The organism is Sphingobium sp. MK2 (assembly GCF_040170545.1).
GTDB lineage: Bacteria > Pseudomonadota > Alphaproteobacteria > Sphingomonadales > Sphingomonadaceae > Sphingobium.
This window is the reverse complement of record NZ_JAZDXA010000041.1, coordinates 11,890-28,903: the sequence shown is the minus strand read 5'-3', so window position 1 is coordinate 28,903 and position 17,014 is coordinate 11,890. Positions and strand designations below refer to the sequence as shown.

Here is a 17,014-nt window from a genome sequence, read left to right as displayed (position 1 = left end):
GCGGACCGCTGGCGAGGGCCGATCGGCGGCAGGTGGCGTCAGGCCGGGCTGATTTCAGACCGCAGCTTGAGGACTTCGCCGCCATTGTCGGAATGGATCAGGAAGGCGGGATCGTTGGGCGATCCGTTGCGACGGATCAGCGACCCTTCGATCGTGCGTTCGACATGGCGGTCGAACCGTTCCGTGATGTGACCCCGGCCGACGCCCTGCCCCCAGTTCCACTTGACCCGCTTTCCCTTGCGAAATGTCTCGGTCATCAGGGCATCCTCTTCCTGTCGGGCGCATGCTGCGCCAGCCGGTTTACATGACAAGCGAAGGTCAAAATTCCCAAGGGCTTAAGCGGTTCCCTTGGGTTTTACATTCTCTTGCGCTAAGGGGGCGCGATGGATGTTTCCGGCCTTCGCGTTGCCCTGTTCAGCGGCAATTATAATTATGTCCGCGATGGTGCGAACCAGGCGCTCAACCGTTTCGTGGGCTATCTGTTGCGGCAGGGCGCGGCAGTGCGGGTCTATTCGCCGACCACCGACACGCCTGCGTTCGAGCCTGCGGGCGACCTGGTCAGCACCCCTTCCTTTCCAGTACCGGGGCGCAAGGAATATCGCGTACCCCACCGCATGTCCGCGCAGGTTCGCCGCGATCTCAAGGCGTTCCAGCCCAATCTTATCCATCTTTCCAGCCCCGATCCGCTCAACCATCGGGCGCTTAGCTGGGCGCGGGATCATGGCCTGCCGGCGGTGGCATCGGTGCATACCCGGTTTGAGACCTATCCGCGCTATTATGGCCTCGCCTTTCTGGAGCCACTGATCGAATCGATGCTGCGGCGCTTTTATCGCCGCTGCGATGCGATCGTCGCACCGTCCGATTCGATGGCGCAATTGTTACGCGAACAGCGGATGAGCTATGATGTCGGCATCTGGACGCGGGGCATTGATCGCGACATCTTCAACCCCGACCGCCGCAGCCCGGAATGGCGGCAGTCAATGGGCATCACCGACGATGCGCCGGTGATCGGCTTTATCGGGCGGCTGGTGATGGAGAAGGGACTGGACGTCTTTTCCGACGCGATCGACCAACTGGCGGCGCGGCAGGTGCGGCATCAGGTGCTGATCGTGGGCGAAGGCCCGGCGCGCGAATGGTTCCAGAACCGGTTGCCGAACGCCGTCTTCACCGGCTTTCAGGGCGGGCCGGATCTGGGGCGCGCGGTTGCCAGCATGGACATGTTGTTCAATCCGTCGGTTACGGAGACCTTCGGCAATGTGACACTGGAGGCGATGGCCTGTGGTTTGCCCACGGTCGCGGCGCGGGCGACCGGCAGCGAAAGCCTGGTGACCGACGGTGTTACCGGGCGGCTGATCCGCCCCGGGGCTATCGGCGATTTCGCCGATGCGCTGCAACAGTATTGCGACGATAGTACCGCGCGCGCACGGGCCGGCGAAGCGGCGCGCGCACGGGCGGAGCGCAATGGTTGGGATCAGGTCAACCAGGCGCTGGTCGACACCTATCTGCGCGTGATCCGCCAGCGGGCGCAGGGCATGGTGCTGCGATCCAGCCCCGTTCCCTGAGCGCCCTGCCCTCCCTATATAGACCGCATGGCTGACCTGTTCGCTTCCGACGATGCTGCGCGTGATCATGCGCCCCTGGCCGACCAGTTGCGGCCGCGCACATTGGCGGAGGTGGTCGGGCAGGAGCATCTGACCGCCGCAGATGGCGCGATCGGGCGGATGGTGACGGCAGGACGGCTGTCGTCGATCATCCTGTGGGGACCGCCCGGCACGGGCAAGACGACGATCGCGCGGCTGCTGGCCGATGCCGTAGCGATGCGGTTCGAGCCGATTTCGGCGGTGTTTTCCGGCGTGGCGGACCTCAAGAAGGTCTTTGCGGCGGCGAAAGATCATGCACGGCAGGGCGCCAAGACTTTGCTGTTCGTGGATGAGATTCACCGGTTCAATCGCGCCCAGCAGGATAGTTTCCTGCCCTTCGTCGAAGATGGCACGGTAACGCTGGTCGGCGCGACGACGGAGAATCCGAGCTTCGAATTGAACGCGGCTCTGCTGTCGCGGGCGCAGGTGTTGATCCTGCGGCGGCTGGACGCAGCGGCGCTCGAACAATTGCTTGATCGGGCGGAGGCGTTGACGCAGCGGTCCCTGCCGCTCACCGCCGCCGCACGCGATGCGCTGCTCGCCAGCGCCGATGGCGACGGGCGCTTCCTGCTCAACCAGGTCGAGACGCTTTACGCGATCGACCTGCCCGAACCGCTCGATCCGGCGGGGCTGTCCGCCCTGCTCCACCGCCGCGTCGCGGTCTATGACAAGGATCGGGAGGGGCATTATAATCTTATTTCGGCGCTGCATAAATCGCTGCGCGGTTCGGACCCGCAGGCCGCGCTCTATTATTTGGCGCGGATGCTGACGGCGGGCGAACAGCCGCTCTATGTGCTGCGTCGCCTCGTACGCTTTGCGACCGAGGATATCGGCCTCGCCGATCCGCAGGCGGTGGTCCAGTGCCTGGCGGCCAAGGATGCCTATGAATTTCTGGGCAGCCCCGAAGGCGAACTGGCGATCGTGCAGGCCTGTCTCTATTGCGCGACCGCGCCCAAATCCAATGCCACCTATGCGGCGATGAAGGCGTCGTTCAAATCGGCGCGCGATACCGGATCGCTGATGCCGCCGATGAACATCGTCAACGCGCCCACCAAGCTGATGAAGCAGGTGGGGTATGGCAAAGGCTACCAATATGACCATGATACGGCCGAAGGCTTTTCCGGGGCTAATTACTGGCCGGAGGAGATGACCCCGCAGACCTTCTACGCGCCGACCGATCGCGGTTTCGAGGCGCGGATTGCCGAGCGCATCGCGCACTGGAACCGATTGCGCGCCGAGCGGCAGGAGGGATGACGCCGCGCTTCGAGCGCTTCGTTGCCATCGACTGGTCGGGCGCGAAGGGGGTGCGGCACAAGGGCATTGCGGTGGCGGTCTGCGATGCGGGCGATGCGGCACCGCGCCTGGTCGAACCCGCCGCGCGCGTCTGGTCGCGCGAGGCGGTGGCGGATTGGCTGATCGAGGCTTGCGCGCGCGCGCCGACGCTGTTCGGCTTCGATTTCAGCTTTGCGCCACCCTATGTCGCGCGCGGCGGCTATCTGCCAGGCGACCCGGTGCCGCAGGATGCGCCCTCCTTCTGGGCCTATGTCGAATCGGTGTGCGATGACGCGGATCTGGGAGCGGCCAGCCTGTTGGAGGTTGCCCATCGCCGCCATTTCTATTTCGGCAAGGCAGACGGGGTGAAGGCCGACTATATGTACAATCGGGCCTGCGAAGCCCATTATAATGCGGGCGGCGGGGGCAAGCCGTCCACCGTCTATGACGCGATCGGCGCGGCGCAGGTCGCCAAGGCCAGTTTTGCGGGTATGCGGCTGTTGCACCATCTGCGCCCGCATGTGCCGATATGGCCGTTCGATCCCCTGCCAGCCACCGGCTCGCTGATCGTTGAAATCTACACCAGCATTGCGGCCCGCGCGGCGGGGCGGCCCAAGGGGCGGAGCAAAATGCGCGATCTGGAGGCGATCAACGCTGCGTTGGCGGTGCTGGGGTCTGCGCCCTATGCCGAATCGCTGCCCGATGACCATGGCGCGGATGCGATCGTCACGGCGGCCTGGATGCGGCGGGCGGCCATGGAGCCGTCGCTTTGGTCGCCCGCGCCCCTGACGCCGCATATCGCCGCAACAGAGGGCTGGACGTTCGGCGTCATCTGATAGTAAGGGCGTTCGGCCCGATGGGCGCGCCGGATTAGCACAGGGGTAGTGCAGCGGTTTTGTAAACCGAAGGTCGCGGGTTCAAATCCTGCATCCGGCACCATTTTCCGCCCGATCAGACCCCGAACAAAAATGGGGACCGGCATTGCTGCCGATCCCCACGTCCGTCGGGTCAAGCGATCCGCGTCCCTGGCAGGATGCGATCATCGGCCCGGCGTTTGCGATCCGACCGCCTTCCCGAAGAAAGACTGCCGCATCGGTTGCTTCGGGGTGAGCCAAGGGCTGCTTTCCCGTCGCTGGTCGTACCTGTCCCGATGCCCGACGTTCACTTTCGCGCGTACCCGGCAGCGGCCCTGACGACCGATCCGGCTATTGGCTGCGCCCTTGCGGGTTTGGCCTATCGCCGAACCATCAGCCACATATGTAAAGCCTTGATTGCTCAAGGTTTTTGAAATGGATCGCTCCGTTTCCACGTGCGCCGATAGAGAGATGGTCTCACCTCGTCCGAGTCGCTCAAAGCGAAATCGGACAAGATGATGACAGTCGAGCCTGCAAATCCGGGGATAAATCTGTGGATAACTATGGATAGATTTTCGGTTGGCGGTCAGATCGGCACCCAATCAGGAGCAGCCAGCGTAAAACCTGCGAAATCGAAGGCCGGCGTCACCGTACAACTGACCAATGTCCAGCCCCCAAGCGGTGCCGCCGCCTGCCAATGATGCGCGGGCACCCTGCCCTGCGGCATTTGCCCCGCCATGATGTCCGGGCCGAGGTGAATGATTTGCACGGGTTCGCCCTCGACCGCGAGCGATAGCCGTAATGGCGCGCCCGCATGCCAGAACCATAGTTCGTCGGCGTCCACCTTATGCCAGTGCGAGGATTGATGGGCCTCCAACAGGAACAGGATCGCTGTTCCCGCCGCCCGGTCGCCCTCTTTCGCGGCAGCGCGCCATGTTTCCCGATACCAGCCACCTTCAGGATGGGGCGTGAGGCCAAGCGCGGCAATCAGCGCCCGCCCATCCTGTTCGTCGTCCGCGCGCATCCGCTCACCTCAACTTTTATGGATTTTAATACAATCGCTTATGTCGTTGTCGAACGTTAATGCAACCTCGATCAATATGGAGGGGTTGAAGCACCAAGTCACGCAAATGGAGGAGAATTTCATGCGTAAAGCAATAATGGCCCTGGCGGCCGTCTCGATGGCGATCCCGATGTCGATGGCTATCCCGATCGAAGGCGCAGAAGCGCGCAAGAATCATCGCTATAAGGAATGGCGCGGCCGCGACGGGCGCACCTATTGCCGCAAATCCGACGGTACGACCGGCCTGATCGTAGGCGGCGTCGGTGGTGCCTTGGTGGGCCGTGCCATCGACACACGCGGCGAACGCACGACAGGCACATTGCTAGGTGCCGCTGGCGGCGCGCTGCTCGGCAAGGAAATCGACAGCAAGCGCACCTGCCGCTGATACAAAAAGGGCGGCGTCCCGTCGGACGCCGCCCTTTTTATTCGACGGATCGAAAGATCAGTTCGACGCTGCGCCGCGCGCTTCATCGACCTTGAAAGCGACATTCTGGCCGCCCGACACACCCGAAACCTTGCCGTTCTTGACGGACAGATTGAAGGCTACGGCATCGGGGAAACGACGACCGGAAATAACTTTGCCGGTTTTCGTGTCCTTCACTTCATACACATAGGTATAACCTTCGTGCGTGAAGCGCTGCTTACCGGCTTCTTCAGCCTGGGCAGGGGCAGCAAGGGCAACAAAAGCGCTCAGGGCGCTGGCGGCAACAAACTTGGACAGCATTCGCATGGGTTTTCTCCTTGTGAATGCCGATCAAACACCTCTGTATATTCTTGTTCTGTTGACGACGCTTCTATGTTGCAGCGCGGCATGACAGCAATCGCAAAAGACGCCTGTGCGGTTGCGCGGAACGCAACCTGAACAGATGTTAGCGCTTAATCCTTTGACATTGCGACAATATGTTGGAACTGCGCTTGCGTGAGCGGCGACACCGACAGGCGGGATTGGCGTAACATCACCATGTCGGCCAAGGCCGGATCGGCTTTCATGGCCTTGAGCGTCACCGGGCGATCCAGCTTTTGATGCGGCGCGACATGCACCGCGATCCATTTGCCACTATCGTCGGTGCTGTCGGGCGCGGCTTCTTCGACGATCGTCATGATGCCGACCGCTTCCACGCCGATATTGCTGTGATAGAAGAAGGCGAGGTCGCCCTTGCGCATCGCCTTCATATGCCCCTGCGCCGCGTGGTTGCGCACGCCGTCCCATTCCGCCTTCCCCTTGGCGACCAGGTCGTCATAGGAAAAGACATTGGGTTCCGATTTCATCAGCCAATAGTTCATTCTGCCTCCTTGCATCAGCGTCGCTGGCCGATCAAGGATGGCGTCATATGTTGCCGCGCCGCCATGGAGGCGCGCGCGCTCAGGATTTTTTGGAGATAATGACGTGTCGCAGACGATGATCGACCAAGTCCCGGTCCTGTCCATGGCCGAGTTGGACAAAGCCGATTTTGCCCAGGCTTTTGGCCGGTCCTTCCAGCAGTTCGGTTTCGCGATGGTGCGCGACCATGGGATGGACCAGCAGTTGATCGACGCGGGATGGGCGATGGCGCGCGAATTCTTCGCCCTGCCCGACCCCGTCAAGCGCCTTTATGACGCCAAGAATAATGGCGGGCAGCGCGGCTATACCGCGTTCGGCACGGAAATCGCCAAGGGCGCGAGCGAGAATGACCTCAAGGAATTCTGGCATGTCGGCCGTGACCTGCCTGCAGGCGACCCGCTGGCGCAAACCATGCCGCCCAATGTCTGGCCGGACGACATGCCGGAGTTCAAGGCCGTGTTCGCCCCGCTCTATCGCGAGTTCGACCGGGTGGGCGCGGAATTGCTGTCGGCGATCGCGCTCTATCTGGACTTGCCCGAACGCTGGTTCGACGGGCCGATCGACAAGGGCAATTCGATCCTGCGCTTGCTCCACTATCCGCCGGTGTCGCCCGAAGCACCAGGCATTCGCGCGGGCGCGCATGAGGATATCAACCTCATCACCCTGCTATTGGGCGCAGAGGAAGGCGGACTGGAGTTGAAAGATCGCAATGGCAACTGGCTGCCGGTGGTGCCGCCGCCCGGCGCGCTGGCGATCAATGTCGGCGACATGCTGCAGCGGCTGACCAACCATCTGCTGCCGTCGACCAGCCATCGCGTGGTCAATCCGCCGCCAGAGCGGCGCGGCCATTCGCGCTATTCGATGCCCTTCTTCTTGCATCTGCGCCCCGATTTCCTGATCGACGCGCTGCCGCAATGCGTCAGCGCCGAGAATCCGCGCCGTGATCCACCGATCACCGCGCATGATTATCTGACCGAGCGGCTGATCGAGATCGGGCTGATCAAGAAGGCCTAGAACCGGGCGGCAATTATTTCCGCCCGCGTCCGAGCGTGATGCCGATTTCTTCGCCACGCTCGGACAGCGCCAGCTTGACGATCTTGACCTCGACATGGCTGACCATCACATCCTGCAGGAAAATGGTGTCGATGATATGGTCGGCGACCGCCTCGATCAGCGTGAAATGCACGCCTTCGGGCAGCGCGGTGGACGCGGCATGTTTGAGGTCCATGTAATTTTTGGACTGGCTGAGCGGCGTATCGGGCGCATAATGATCGGCGATCTTCAGCCGCGCGCGGATGGAAATGCGCAACGGCTGGGGGAGATGCGTCTCCTCCGAATAGATGCCGGTCAGCACGTCGACATGGAGATCATTGACCTCCAACGTCAGAAAATCGTCAAATCCAGTCTGCATGGTCCGCCATATGCAGCCCGTTGCTGCTGTTGCGACGGGCCTCTTTAGTCTTTCATTTTGCGACGCGAGCGCTAAAGCCCGCCGCTTCCGGCGCGGTCCATGCGCCATTGATGGCGGATCGGCAAGACGTGTCTCAGATTGTTCCCTTGAATAGTCAGCCTGCCATGGCGATCGAGGCGCTGCTGGACGCCGCCTTCGGGCTGGATCGGCACGGTCGCACCGCCTACCGCATCAGGGATGGGATGCCCTGGCTGCCCGACTTGTCCGTCGCCACGCTGGACGCTGACGGGGCGCTGATCGGATCGCTGCAAAGCTGGCCCGTCGCGCTGACGCAGGCGGATGGCACGCAAATGCCGCTCATCATGATTGGCCCGGTTGCGGTTGAGCCAGCCCATCAGAAGGGCGGCCATGGGCGCGCGATGATGAACGCCGTGGTCGATGCCGCCCGCGCCCGGCGCAGCGAGCCGTTGATGATGATCGGCGACCCGGAATATTATGGCCGCTTCTGGGGTTTTGATGCGCAGGGCACCGGCGGCTGGGCCGCGCCCGGCCCGTTCGAGCCGCGCCGCCTGCTGGCTTTGTCGGTCGATGGTCGTCCGGTTGGTGGGATCGGGATGCTTGGCCCCAGAATCGCGGTCGCGGCCTGATTACCCCTTTGCCTTCGGGCAAGGCCGTGCCTATCTCGATCTCATGCCCATGGAGCCCCTCCCCGACCTCGCCACCCTGTCCCTCGCCGATATTGCCCGGCTGGCCGATGAAAAACGCCTGCCGCCGGTGGAGCAATGGAATCCTGCCCATTGCGGGGACAGCGAGATGCGGATCGCGCGCGACGGCACCTGGTTTCATCAGGGATCGCCGATCGGACGGGAAGCGATGGTGCGGCTATTTTCGACGATCCTGCGTCGCGAGCCGGATGGCAGCTATGTGCTGGTCACGCCGGTCGAGAAGCTCGATATCGTGGTGGAAGATGCGCCGTTCGTCGCCGTCGAATTGAAGAGCGAGGGTGAAGGACGGGACCGTGCGCTCGCCTTTCGCCTCAACACGGGCGATCTTGTCGCAGCCGGGCCGGACCATGCACTGGTGGTGCGCGAAACGGCCGATGGTCCCCACCCCTATCTCCATGTGCGGGGCGGGCTGGAAGCGCTCATCAACCGCAGCGTCTATTATGAGATGATGAACATGGCGCTGGAGGAAGCGGGCGATCGGGTCGGCTTGTGGAGTCATGGCATCTTTTTTCCGTTGGATGGGACGGCATGACGCTGGCGGAGCGATTGCGCGCTGCACTGAGGGAAGGGCATCAGCGAGACATCGAACCGTTATTGTCGGACACGCGCGATCCACGCATCGATGGAACGCTCACGCTCGCGCCGGCAGCGGTACTGGTGGCCGTCACGGATCGCCGCGAACCGGGCCTGATCCTCACACAACGGTCCGCATCGCTGCGCAAACATGCGGGACAGATTGCCTTTCCGGGCGGCCGCGTCGATGCAGAGGATGCCGACGAGATTGCCGGTGCCTTGCGGGAAGCGGAGGAGGAAATAGGCCTGCCGCGCCATGTACCGAAGGTCATTGGTACGTCGGATCGCTATCATACTTTCACGGGCTTCGACATCGTCCCGGTGCTGGCGGTAGTGCCGCCCGACCTGCCGCTGCGCGCGCAGGAAAGCGAAGTGGCCGACTGGTTCGAACTGCCGTTGGCCTATGCGCTCGATCCAGTTAACCGTAACCGCCATGTCGTGGAATTTGATGGGGTTATGCGCCATTATTATGAGATTATCTGGCAGGAGCGTCGCATCTGGGGCGTGACCGCTGCCATTCTCGCCAATCTTTCGCGCAGGCTGGGCCATGACCATCCTGCTGCCTGACGCCGAATGGCGACACCGGCCGGGCCTGGATGGCCTGCTCGACGCGCTGGGCGCAGCCCAGGGTCAGGCGCGCTTCGTCGGCGGGGCGGTGCGCGATGGGCTGCTGGGGCTTCCGGTCAACGACCTGGACATAGCCACCACGCTCGATCCGCATGACGTGGTTGATCGGCTCAAGGCGGCGGGAATCAAGGCGGTGCCGACCGGCATCGACCATGGCACCATCACCGCCGTCATATCAGGCTGGCCAGTGGAGATCACCACGTTGCGCCGGGACGTCAGCACCGACGGCCGCCGCGCGACCATCGCCTATACCGACGACTGGCGCGAAGATGCGGCCCGGCGCGATTTCACCATCAATGCGCTCTATGCCGATCCGCTGAGCCGGGAGGTGACGGATTTCTTTGGCGGTGTCGCCGATCTGGAAACCCGACGCCTGCGCTTCATCGGGGACGCAGCCGCGCGCATTGCCGAGGATCATCTGCGCATCCTGCGCTATTTCCGTTTTCTCGCCCGCTATGGCGGCGATGTCGTGGATGATGAGGCCTATGCCGCCTGCCGCGCCGCGGCCAACAGCCTGATGGCGTTGTCGCGCGAGCGGATTGCCGATGAGCTGATCAAATTGCTGGGGGTTGCCGCGCCCGTCCGTGCGCTGCGGCTGATGGTCGATGGCGGCATATTGCGGGCGGTCCTCCCCGAAGTCGATATGGCAGGCATCGACCGGGTGGAGGCGTTGATGGCGCGCGAGGCAGCTTCGGGGACGTCAGCTTCGGCGCTTCGGCGACTGGCCGCCCTGTTGCCCCCCGACCCGGCTACCGTGGAGCAGATCGGTGCCCGGCTCAAACTATCGAACAAGGCACGCAAGCGACTGGTGCTGGCGGTTGAACCGGGACCAGCGGATGAAGCGCCGCGTGCCTTGGCCTACCGTGTGGGGCCGGAAAGCGCGATCGACCGGCTCTTGCTTGATGTCGACCGGCCCTTGTCGGCGCTCGGTTCGCTTGACGGATGGACGCCGCCAACATTGCCGATCAGCGGCGGTGCGCTGATCGCGCGCGGTCTGCCCCCCGGCCCGGACGTCGCCAAGGCCTTGCACGAGGTGCAGAGAATCTGGGTGGAAGAGGGTTTTCCCGATGCAGCGCGGGTTGAGGCTATTGCCGATCAAACGGTTTCGAAATTCCAGCGCGCACGCCAATAATCAAAGGCATCCGCCTCGCTCATCGGTCGCGCGAAATAATAGCCCTGCCCCTGCCAACACCCCATCTGTTGCAGGGCAAGGGCAAGTTCCTGGGTTTCGATCCCTTCGGCCGTCACCTTGAGATTAAGTGATTCGGCCAGCGACAGGATGGTGCGGACGATGACCGCCTTGTCATGATCCTCCGCCATGGAGGATACAAAGCTCCGGTCGATCTTGAGGATATCAATCGGCAGACTGTGCAGGCTGGCCAGGTTGGAAAAGCCCGTGCCGAAATCGTCCATGGCGATCGGCATCTGCAAATCCTTGAGCGCGAATAAGAGCTTACGCGCCTTGTCCGGGTCTGCGATGATCGCGCTCTCGGTCAGTTCCGCCGTCAGCCGACTTCCGGCGATACCGGAATAGCGCAGCGCCTCCTCGAACATCGAGGCCACGTCATCGCGGGCCATCTGAATGGGAGAAAGATTGACGTTGACGCCGACCGGCAAGGGCTGGCCATAGCGCACGTCCCAGCGCGACAAGGCCTGCGCCGCCTCATAAGCCGCCCAGCGACCGAGCGAGGTGATCAGGCCACTTTCCTCGGCCACGGCGATGAATTCGACCGGCGCGACATGCCCAAGTTCCGGATCATGCCAGCGCGCCAGCGCTTCAAAGCCGGTAATCTCGCCCGTCTGAAGGTGAATGAGCGGCTGGTAGGCGAGCGTCAGCCCGCCATGGGCCAAGGCTTCGCGCAACCGGCTCTCGATCGAAAAGCGTCGTTGCGCTTCCTTGAGGACGCCATTGCGGTAGATTTCCACCTTGCCGCTACGCTTGGCGATCTTCACGGCCGCTTGCGCCTTGCGCACTATATCGTCCGGGTCGTCCTTCAGATCGATCGACAATGCGCAACCAATGGCGCAGTCCACGCGAATCTGCAGCTCACTGAGCCGAATCGGCGAACTGAGCGCTTCGCGAATCCGTTGCACGATATGCAATGCATCCGATAAACCATTGTTAAGACGTGCAAAAATGGCAAAATCATTGCCACCGATGCGCGCCAGCACATCGCCTTGCCGCAGACTGGATTTCAGCCGCTTGGCAACGGTGATGAGCAGTTCGTCACCAGCCATCGGGCCAAGCGATTCATTGACCCGGCTGAATCGACTGAGATCGATTGCAATAATGCCAAATTGGGCATTGTCGGGCCAGACCGTATTGCTGAGCCGATCGTCAATCTCTTCACCAAAGCCGGTTCGGTTAGGCAGCGCGGTGAGGCCATCGGACAGAAGTTCGCGACGCAGATTTTTCTCGATCGTCCGGTCGCTGGTGCGATCGATCGCCGTAAAGAGAATAAGCGGCGCGCCTTCCGTCGGGAGTCGGCCGATCGTACACATGAAATATTCCGGCCCCAGCGTGCCGTCGCGACGCATTTCAAAGCTTTCGCAAGAACGATCCGATTGGACAAAGGCCTTGATCCGGTCGCACCATCCGACGGCACCCCGCTCCATGATCTGAGATAGGTTATGCGATCGAAAGGATTCCATGAAAGCCGCATTGGCTTCCACAACAAAAATATCATCATCCTCGCGCATCGACAGGATAGCTGACGGCTGGGGCAGCGCAGCCAGCCATTGGCGGCCGACTGCCATCTGATCCACCTGTGCGTCATCCCCCCCGCCGAGGGGATCTTCGCTGGACCTTTTAACTGGCCAGTTGCACGCCGCAATGGATTCCATGACCCCGCGATATCGGCAACCCGTAAATTTTCAGGAAACGTCCGAGTACTCTTTGTAAAAATCAGACATTAAAAGCGATTGTCGCGGGGAAACCCGGTCGGCGGCATTCGTCCGGCCGCGCCTCGCGCCACTTTCCAGGGCGTCATGTCCGATTCGGTGCGCGTGCGGCCACTTTCGCCGCCCATCGTCCAACTCAACCCATCGGCCAGGCGGAAGGCGATGACATCGGACAGGCCACCATCGCGATAGCGTTGCATCTGCACACCCTGCCCCCGCGCCATTTTAGGCATCTCGTCCAGCGCGAAGACCAGCAATTTGCGGTTCTCACCTATGACCGCAACGCTGTCCGCTTGCGGAGCAATGGGGTGGACCACCGCCAGTTTCGCGTCTCCGCGAATATTCACGACCTGCTTGCCCTTGCGCGTTTCGGCGATGATGTCGCTGACCGCCGCGATGAAGCCGCGCCCATCGGAAGAGGCGAGCAACAATTCCTTGCTGGTCCGGGCGGGCATGAAGGCGACGATGGTGCCTTCATTATCCATATCGACAAGAGAGCGCACCGGATCGCCGAAACCACGGCCACCCGGCAACTTGTCGGACCCCAGCGTGTAGATGCGGCCGGTGCTAGTCGCCAGCAGCAACTTGTCGGTCGTATAGGCGTGGAACGCATGATGCGGGCCGTCGCCTTCCTTGAACTTGAGCGTATCGGCCGCCGCCAGATCGCGATGGCCACTCATGGCGCGAATCCAGCCGCGCTCGGACAGGATGACCGTGATCGGCTCGCGTTCGATCATCGCTTCGAGCGGAATTTCGCGGGCCGGCGCCGCTTCTTCGACCAGCGTGCGGCGGCGGCCCAGATCGGTTTCCGGCCCATAGCGTTTGCGCAGCGCCGCCAGGTCGCGCTTCAGGCGCTTGCGCTGAAGCCCCGTGTCGCCGACCAGTTTCTCCAGCTCGTCCTTTTCCTTGACCAGATCGGCATGTTCGCGCCGCAGCTCCATTTCCTCCAGCTTGCGCAAACTGCGCAGCCGCATGTTGAGGATGGCTTCGGCCTGCCGGTCGTTGAGCGCGAACTCCGCGATCATCACGGGCTTCGGCTCATCCTCCGTGCGGATGATCGCGATCACCCGGTCGAGGTTGAGATAGGCGATGATATAACCGTCGAGCAGGTCGAGCCGAGCGGCGATCTTTTCCAGTCGATGCTGGGCGCGCCGGACCAGCACCTCTATCTGATGCTTGAGCCATTCGACCAGCACCGCTTTCAGCCCCATGACGCGCGGCGTATGGCTCGCGTCCAGCACGTTGAGATTGAGCGGGAAGCGATTTTCCAGGTCGGTCAGGCGGAACAGGCTGTCCATCAACATCTGCGGGTCGACCGTGCGGGCGCGCGGTTCGATGACGATGCGGATTTCCGTGTCGCTCTCGTCGCGCACGTCGGCCAGGATCGGCAGTTTGCGATCGTTGATCAAGGTAGCGATCTGCTCGATCAGCTTGGATTTCTGCACCTGATAGGGAATTTCGGTGACGATCACGACCCAGGTGCCGCGCCCGCCCTCTTCCTTATGCCAGCGCGCCCGCGTGCGGAAACCGCCGCGTCCCGTGGCATAGGCTTCCGAAATCATCGCGCTATTATCGACCAGCACACCGCCGGTCGGGAAGTCCGGTCCGGTGACGACCTGCATCAATGTCGCATGATCGGTATCGGGATTGTCGATCAGCAGATTGGCAGCGCCGATCAGTTCAGCGACATTATGCGGCGGAATACTGGTCGCCATGCCGACCGCAATGCCGCTCGCGCCATTGGCGAGAAGATTGGGGAAGAGGCCGGGGAAAACCTCCGGCTCTTCATCCTCGCCATTATAAGTGGCGCGATAATCGACCGTGCCTTCGTCCAGACCCGCCATCAGATCGGCGGCGGCCTGGGTCAGGCGCGCTTCGGTATAGCGCATGGCGGCGGCATTATCGCCGTCGATATTGCCGAAATTGCCCTGCCCATCGACCAGCGGCATGCGCAGCGAAAAATCCTGCGCCAGCCGCACCATGGCGTCATAGACCGACGAGTCGCCATGCGGGTGATATTTGCCGATGACGTCGCCGACGACGCGGGCGCATTTCTTGTAACTGGTCGTATTGCGCGCCGGATTGGCGACCAGCACATCGGGCGATGCGCCGCCCGGCTCCATCTTCAGCAACCGCATCGCCCAGAGCAGCCGACGATGGACCGGCTTCAACCCATCGCGCAGATCGGGCAGCGATCGGGCGGTGATCGTGGACAGCGCATAGACCAGATAACGCTGCGACAGCGCCGCGTCGAACGGATGGTCCTTGATACTGTCGAAGGGATCACGAAAATCGGTCATCGCGGCGGGAATAGCAGGGCTGCGCCGCTTGGCAAACGGGGATTGCTGTTCGCGTTACGATCGGCGTCGCGCAAAATGTTGCATGACCTCGTTCCACCGCTCCGGCAGCGCAATAACGCGCTCCCCGCCAAAGGCTGGCGGATTTTCGGTCACTTCCGGCATGATGTCCGGCCCGTTATCAGACAGATGTGACGGTGCCTCAGCGCGGCGCGGCCGCTTATAAGGGCGACCATGGGCTTTGCCATATGATATGAAATGCTCCGTTGGATCGACACCTGCGTTAAGCACGTCTTGATTGAGAAGCAAATAAATAACTGGGTCAAAATCGGGAGGAATGAGATCATCATAGTTTGATTGCGGAATTTCCGAAGACAACATTTGATGCAATCGAACCAAATGATGGCGCACACTGTCATCGGATTGAATGACCGTGGCAATATATTCCATCGCATCTAGTCCGATTACAATCGGCCTCTCGTTCTCATCAGATATAGTGCCCGTACGTGGCATATCGAGATTCGGTATGGATTTCCTCAATCGCGTCAAAACGGGCCCGCAACACTTTTGTATCAACGCCATAGCGCCTGGATCAATCACCATTCCGGTTACCGCATCAGGAGATTGCTCGATCAAATAGTCCGAAATTCGTTGGCTGATGCTGGGATTCCCATTAATCCTGTTAATGCGGCGCAGAATTTCAAGCTCATCGGCGGTCATCGACCGATTGATAGTTTGTACCGAGGCCGCTTCCGTCTGGTAAAGAACGGGATCAAGACCCATTGCCTTTGCCATGTCGAACAGCAAGGCGTCGCGACTATAGGGAATGAGTGTTACCGGATCGAATATATCCAGCACTGTCGCATAGGCTTGTTCGTAGAAACCAACGGCGCGTTCCAGAAATGGAATGAACGGATCAGCCTCTCCCAATCGTTTGACGCATTGCCCCCATGCAGACCACAGCCATCCATAAGGCTCACGAACGACAAGAATGACGTCGAGTGCAAATAATGGCGCAATCCGTTCTTTTAACAGGTGAAGCCTGTTTCTGTTGACCGATGAGAATAGTTCGTTGGACAGGATCAGCGTGCTGCAATGGCTTTGGGCCAGATCATTGCGATAGGACGCCAATATCTTGTCCAGTTCCGGTGCCATATCGACATCAGACACATCAGGGGGTGCCAGCAAAATTTGAATTAGTTCACTGGCATTGCCAGAAAATGTTCCCGGCACTGACGGTTCAGGATAATCATATCCGTCATTTTTCAAAAGATCTTTGCTATCTGTCAGCCACTTTTGGATGGCGCTCGTTCCTGTTTTACCGGGGCCTGCATGCAGCACCAGCTTGGGTTGAACGGCATCACCCCCGATATTTGTCGTTCTGTCAGTTTTATCGACGATCATGAGGCTCCAACGTCATTTCATTCTTTACCTGGATCAAGATAATTTCAGACTTTGACCCGTTTTACAATTATTATTGCCTTTCGCGTGAGCAGGAGGCTTTCCTCAGGGGGCGACCGAAATCCCGCATTTTGCATAAAACAAGGCTTGCGGTTTTGGCGATAAGCGCCATTTTGCGCCGGTGTTGACCATCAAACTTCCTCCGCCGCCGCTATCGCTGCTGTCCGGTGCCGCGCTATTTCTCGATTTCGATGGGACGCTGGCACCCATTGCGGACACGCCGGACGGCGTGGTGCTGGGGGACGATCTTCTCCCCTTGCTGGACCGCCTGCGTGCGAAACTGGATGGCCGACTGGCGATCGTCAGCGGCCGTTCGATCGAAACGCTTAGGGAATTGGGATTTCGCGACTTCCTGTTGGCCGGTACGCACGGGCTTGAATTTGCCCGTCCCGGTGAAGCGGCCGAAGCTCCACCACGCCTGGCAGCCATCGACGCGGTGGAGGAGGCGTTCCATAGTTTCGCCGAAGACAAGCCCGGCGTCCTGGTGGAGCGCAAGTCGATCAGCGTCGGCTTGCATTTTCGTGGCGCGCCCGACCGCCAGAAGGCAGCCAGCGAACTGGCCGATGCGCTTGCAGCAGAGCATGGCCTGGCCGTTCAGCGCGGCAAGATGCTGTTCGAACTGCGTCCGGGCGGCGCGGACAAGGGCAGCGCCGTCGCCGCATTGATGCGACAATCTCCGATGGCAGGTGGCAAGCCTGTATTTATTGGCGATGACGTGACTGACGAGGAAGGCTTTGCCGCCGCCATCGATCATGGTGGCGCGGGCATTCTGGTCGGCCCGCCCCGATCAACATTAGCCGCCTTCTCGCTGGAACAGGTTGCCGATGTCAGGCATTATCTCGCCGAGGGGGCTGCCCGGTCTGATTGAT

18 protein-coding genes and 1 tRNA gene are annotated in these 17,014 nt (G+C 61.3%); 11 read left to right on the top strand and 8 right to left on the bottom strand.

The features are described from left to right. Positions 1-38 precede the first annotated feature (38 nt). Entirely contained in the window at positions 39-257 is a 219-nt protein-coding gene (locus tag V2I08_RS16440; protein WP_037473443.1) for a DUF2945 domain-containing protein, read from the bottom strand. A gap of 126 nt (positions 258-383) precedes the next feature. On the opposite strand from V2I08_RS16440, the gene V2I08_RS16435 reads away from it, so the two are divergent. From V2I08_RS16435 to V2I08_RS16420, 4 genes are all read left to right on the top strand, one after another. Then, positions 384-1,562, top strand: a complete 1,179-nt coding sequence (locus tag V2I08_RS16435) for a glycosyltransferase family 1 protein (RefSeq protein ID WP_349636049.1) — start codon at positions 384-386, stop codon at positions 1,560-1,562. A gap of 27 nt (positions 1,563-1,589) precedes the next feature. Continuing rightward, positions 1,590-2,894 (top strand): replication-associated recombination protein A, encoded by a 1,305-nt coding sequence (locus tag V2I08_RS16430; RefSeq protein ID WP_349636048.1) that lies wholly within the window; start codon positions 1,590-1,592, stop codon positions 2,892-2,894. Then, positions 2,891-3,748 (top strand): hypothetical protein, encoded by an 858-nt coding sequence (locus tag V2I08_RS16425; protein WP_349636047.1) that lies wholly within the window; start codon positions 2,891-2,893, stop codon positions 3,746-3,748. The genes V2I08_RS16430 and V2I08_RS16425 overlap by 4 nt, the downstream gene beginning before the upstream one ends. A 28-nt stretch (positions 3,749-3,776) precedes the next feature. Beyond that, positions 3,777-3,851: transfer RNA gene (locus tag V2I08_RS16420), tRNA-Thr, on the top strand. Between the two features lie 501 nt (positions 3,852-4,352). Here the strand turns inward: V2I08_RS16420 and V2I08_RS16415 are convergent. Further along, a complete protein-coding gene (locus tag V2I08_RS16415) occupies positions 4,353-4,790 on the bottom strand; it encodes a cupin domain-containing protein (protein WP_349636046.1) in 438 nt (145 codons plus the stop codon). 121 nt (positions 4,791-4,911) lie between these two features. Between V2I08_RS16415 and V2I08_RS16410 the strand changes: the two genes are divergently transcribed. Beyond that, positions 4,912-5,214, top strand: a complete 303-nt coding sequence (locus V2I08_RS16410) for a glycine zipper 2TM domain-containing protein (protein WP_349636045.1) — start codon at positions 4,912-4,914, stop codon at positions 5,212-5,214. A 57-nt stretch (positions 5,215-5,271) separates the two neighbouring features. Here the strand turns inward: V2I08_RS16410 and V2I08_RS16405 are convergent, their stop codons facing one another. Together V2I08_RS16405 and V2I08_RS16400 are read right to left on the bottom strand one after the other, a co-directional pair. Continuing rightward, positions 5,272-5,553 carry a hypothetical protein gene (locus tag V2I08_RS16405; protein WP_349636066.1) on the bottom strand — a complete coding sequence of 94 codons (282 nt, stop codon included), beginning with the start codon at positions 5,551-5,553 and terminating at the stop codon, positions 5,272-5,274. A 152-nt stretch (positions 5,554-5,705) separates the two neighbouring features. Then, a complete protein-coding gene (locus tag V2I08_RS16400; protein WP_349636044.1) occupies positions 5,706-6,113 on the bottom strand; it encodes an EVE domain-containing protein in 408 nt (135 codons plus the stop codon). Between the two features lie 103 nt (positions 6,114-6,216). Between V2I08_RS16400 and V2I08_RS16395 the strand changes: the two genes are divergently transcribed. Then, a complete protein-coding gene (locus V2I08_RS16395; RefSeq protein ID WP_349636043.1) occupies positions 6,217-7,164 on the top strand; it encodes a 2-oxoglutarate and iron-dependent oxygenase domain-containing protein in 948 nt (315 codons plus the stop codon). Positions 7,165-7,177: 13 nt separating this feature from the next. On the opposite strand, the gene V2I08_RS16390 is transcribed toward V2I08_RS16395, so the two are convergent. After that, positions 7,178-7,561: a dihydroneopterin aldolase gene (locus V2I08_RS16390; RefSeq protein WP_349636042.1), complete on the bottom strand. Its 384-nt coding sequence runs from the start codon at positions 7,559-7,561 to the stop codon at positions 7,178-7,180. A 110-nt stretch (positions 7,562-7,671) separates the two neighbouring features. Between V2I08_RS16390 and V2I08_RS16385 the strand changes: the two genes are divergently transcribed. From V2I08_RS16385 to V2I08_RS16370, 4 genes are read left to right on the top strand one after another with little or no spacing between them, the layout of a single operon-like run. Beyond that, positions 7,672-8,208, top strand: a complete 537-nt coding sequence (locus tag V2I08_RS16385; RefSeq protein ID WP_349636041.1) for an N-acetyltransferase — start codon at positions 7,672-7,674, stop codon at positions 8,206-8,208. Between the two features lie 43 nt (positions 8,209-8,251). After that, complete coding sequence (locus V2I08_RS16380) at positions 8,252-8,818, top strand: DUF1285 domain-containing protein (RefSeq protein WP_349636040.1); 567 nt, start codon at positions 8,252-8,254, stop codon at positions 8,816-8,818. Further along, positions 8,815-9,426, top strand: coding sequence for a CoA pyrophosphatase (locus tag V2I08_RS16375; protein WP_349636039.1), 612 nt, complete (start codon positions 8,815-8,817; stop codon positions 9,424-9,426). Before V2I08_RS16380 ends, V2I08_RS16375 begins: the two co-directional genes overlap by 4 nt. Next, complete coding sequence (locus V2I08_RS16370; RefSeq protein ID WP_349636038.1) at positions 9,407-10,618, top strand: CCA tRNA nucleotidyltransferase; 1,212 nt, start codon at positions 9,407-9,409, stop codon at positions 10,616-10,618. The genes V2I08_RS16375 and V2I08_RS16370 overlap by 20 nt, the downstream gene beginning before the upstream one ends. Here the strand turns inward: V2I08_RS16370 and V2I08_RS16365 are convergent. From V2I08_RS16365 to V2I08_RS16355, 3 genes are all read right to left on the bottom strand, one after another. Next, positions 10,582-12,330, bottom strand: a complete 1,749-nt coding sequence (locus V2I08_RS16365) for an EAL domain-containing protein (protein WP_349636037.1) — start codon at positions 12,328-12,330, stop codon at positions 10,582-10,584. The two genes, V2I08_RS16370 and V2I08_RS16365, sit on opposite strands and share 37 nt — an antisense overlap. 68 nt (positions 12,331-12,398) lie before the next feature. After that, complete coding sequence (parC, locus tag V2I08_RS16360; RefSeq protein ID WP_349636036.1) at positions 12,399-14,687, bottom strand: DNA topoisomerase IV subunit A; 2,289 nt, start codon at positions 14,685-14,687, stop codon at positions 12,399-12,401. A gap of 54 nt (positions 14,688-14,741) precedes the next feature. Then, entirely contained in the window at positions 14,742-16,088 is a 1,347-nt protein-coding gene (locus V2I08_RS16355; protein WP_349636035.1) for a hypothetical protein, read from the bottom strand. Positions 16,089-16,269: 181 nt separating this feature from the next. On the opposite strand from V2I08_RS16355, the gene otsB reads away from it, so the two are divergent. Then, positions 16,270-17,013, top strand: a complete 744-nt coding sequence (gene otsB, locus V2I08_RS16350) for a trehalose-phosphatase (RefSeq protein ID WP_405053659.1) — start codon at positions 16,270-16,272, stop codon at positions 17,011-17,013. Position 17,014: the final 1 nt, after the last annotated feature.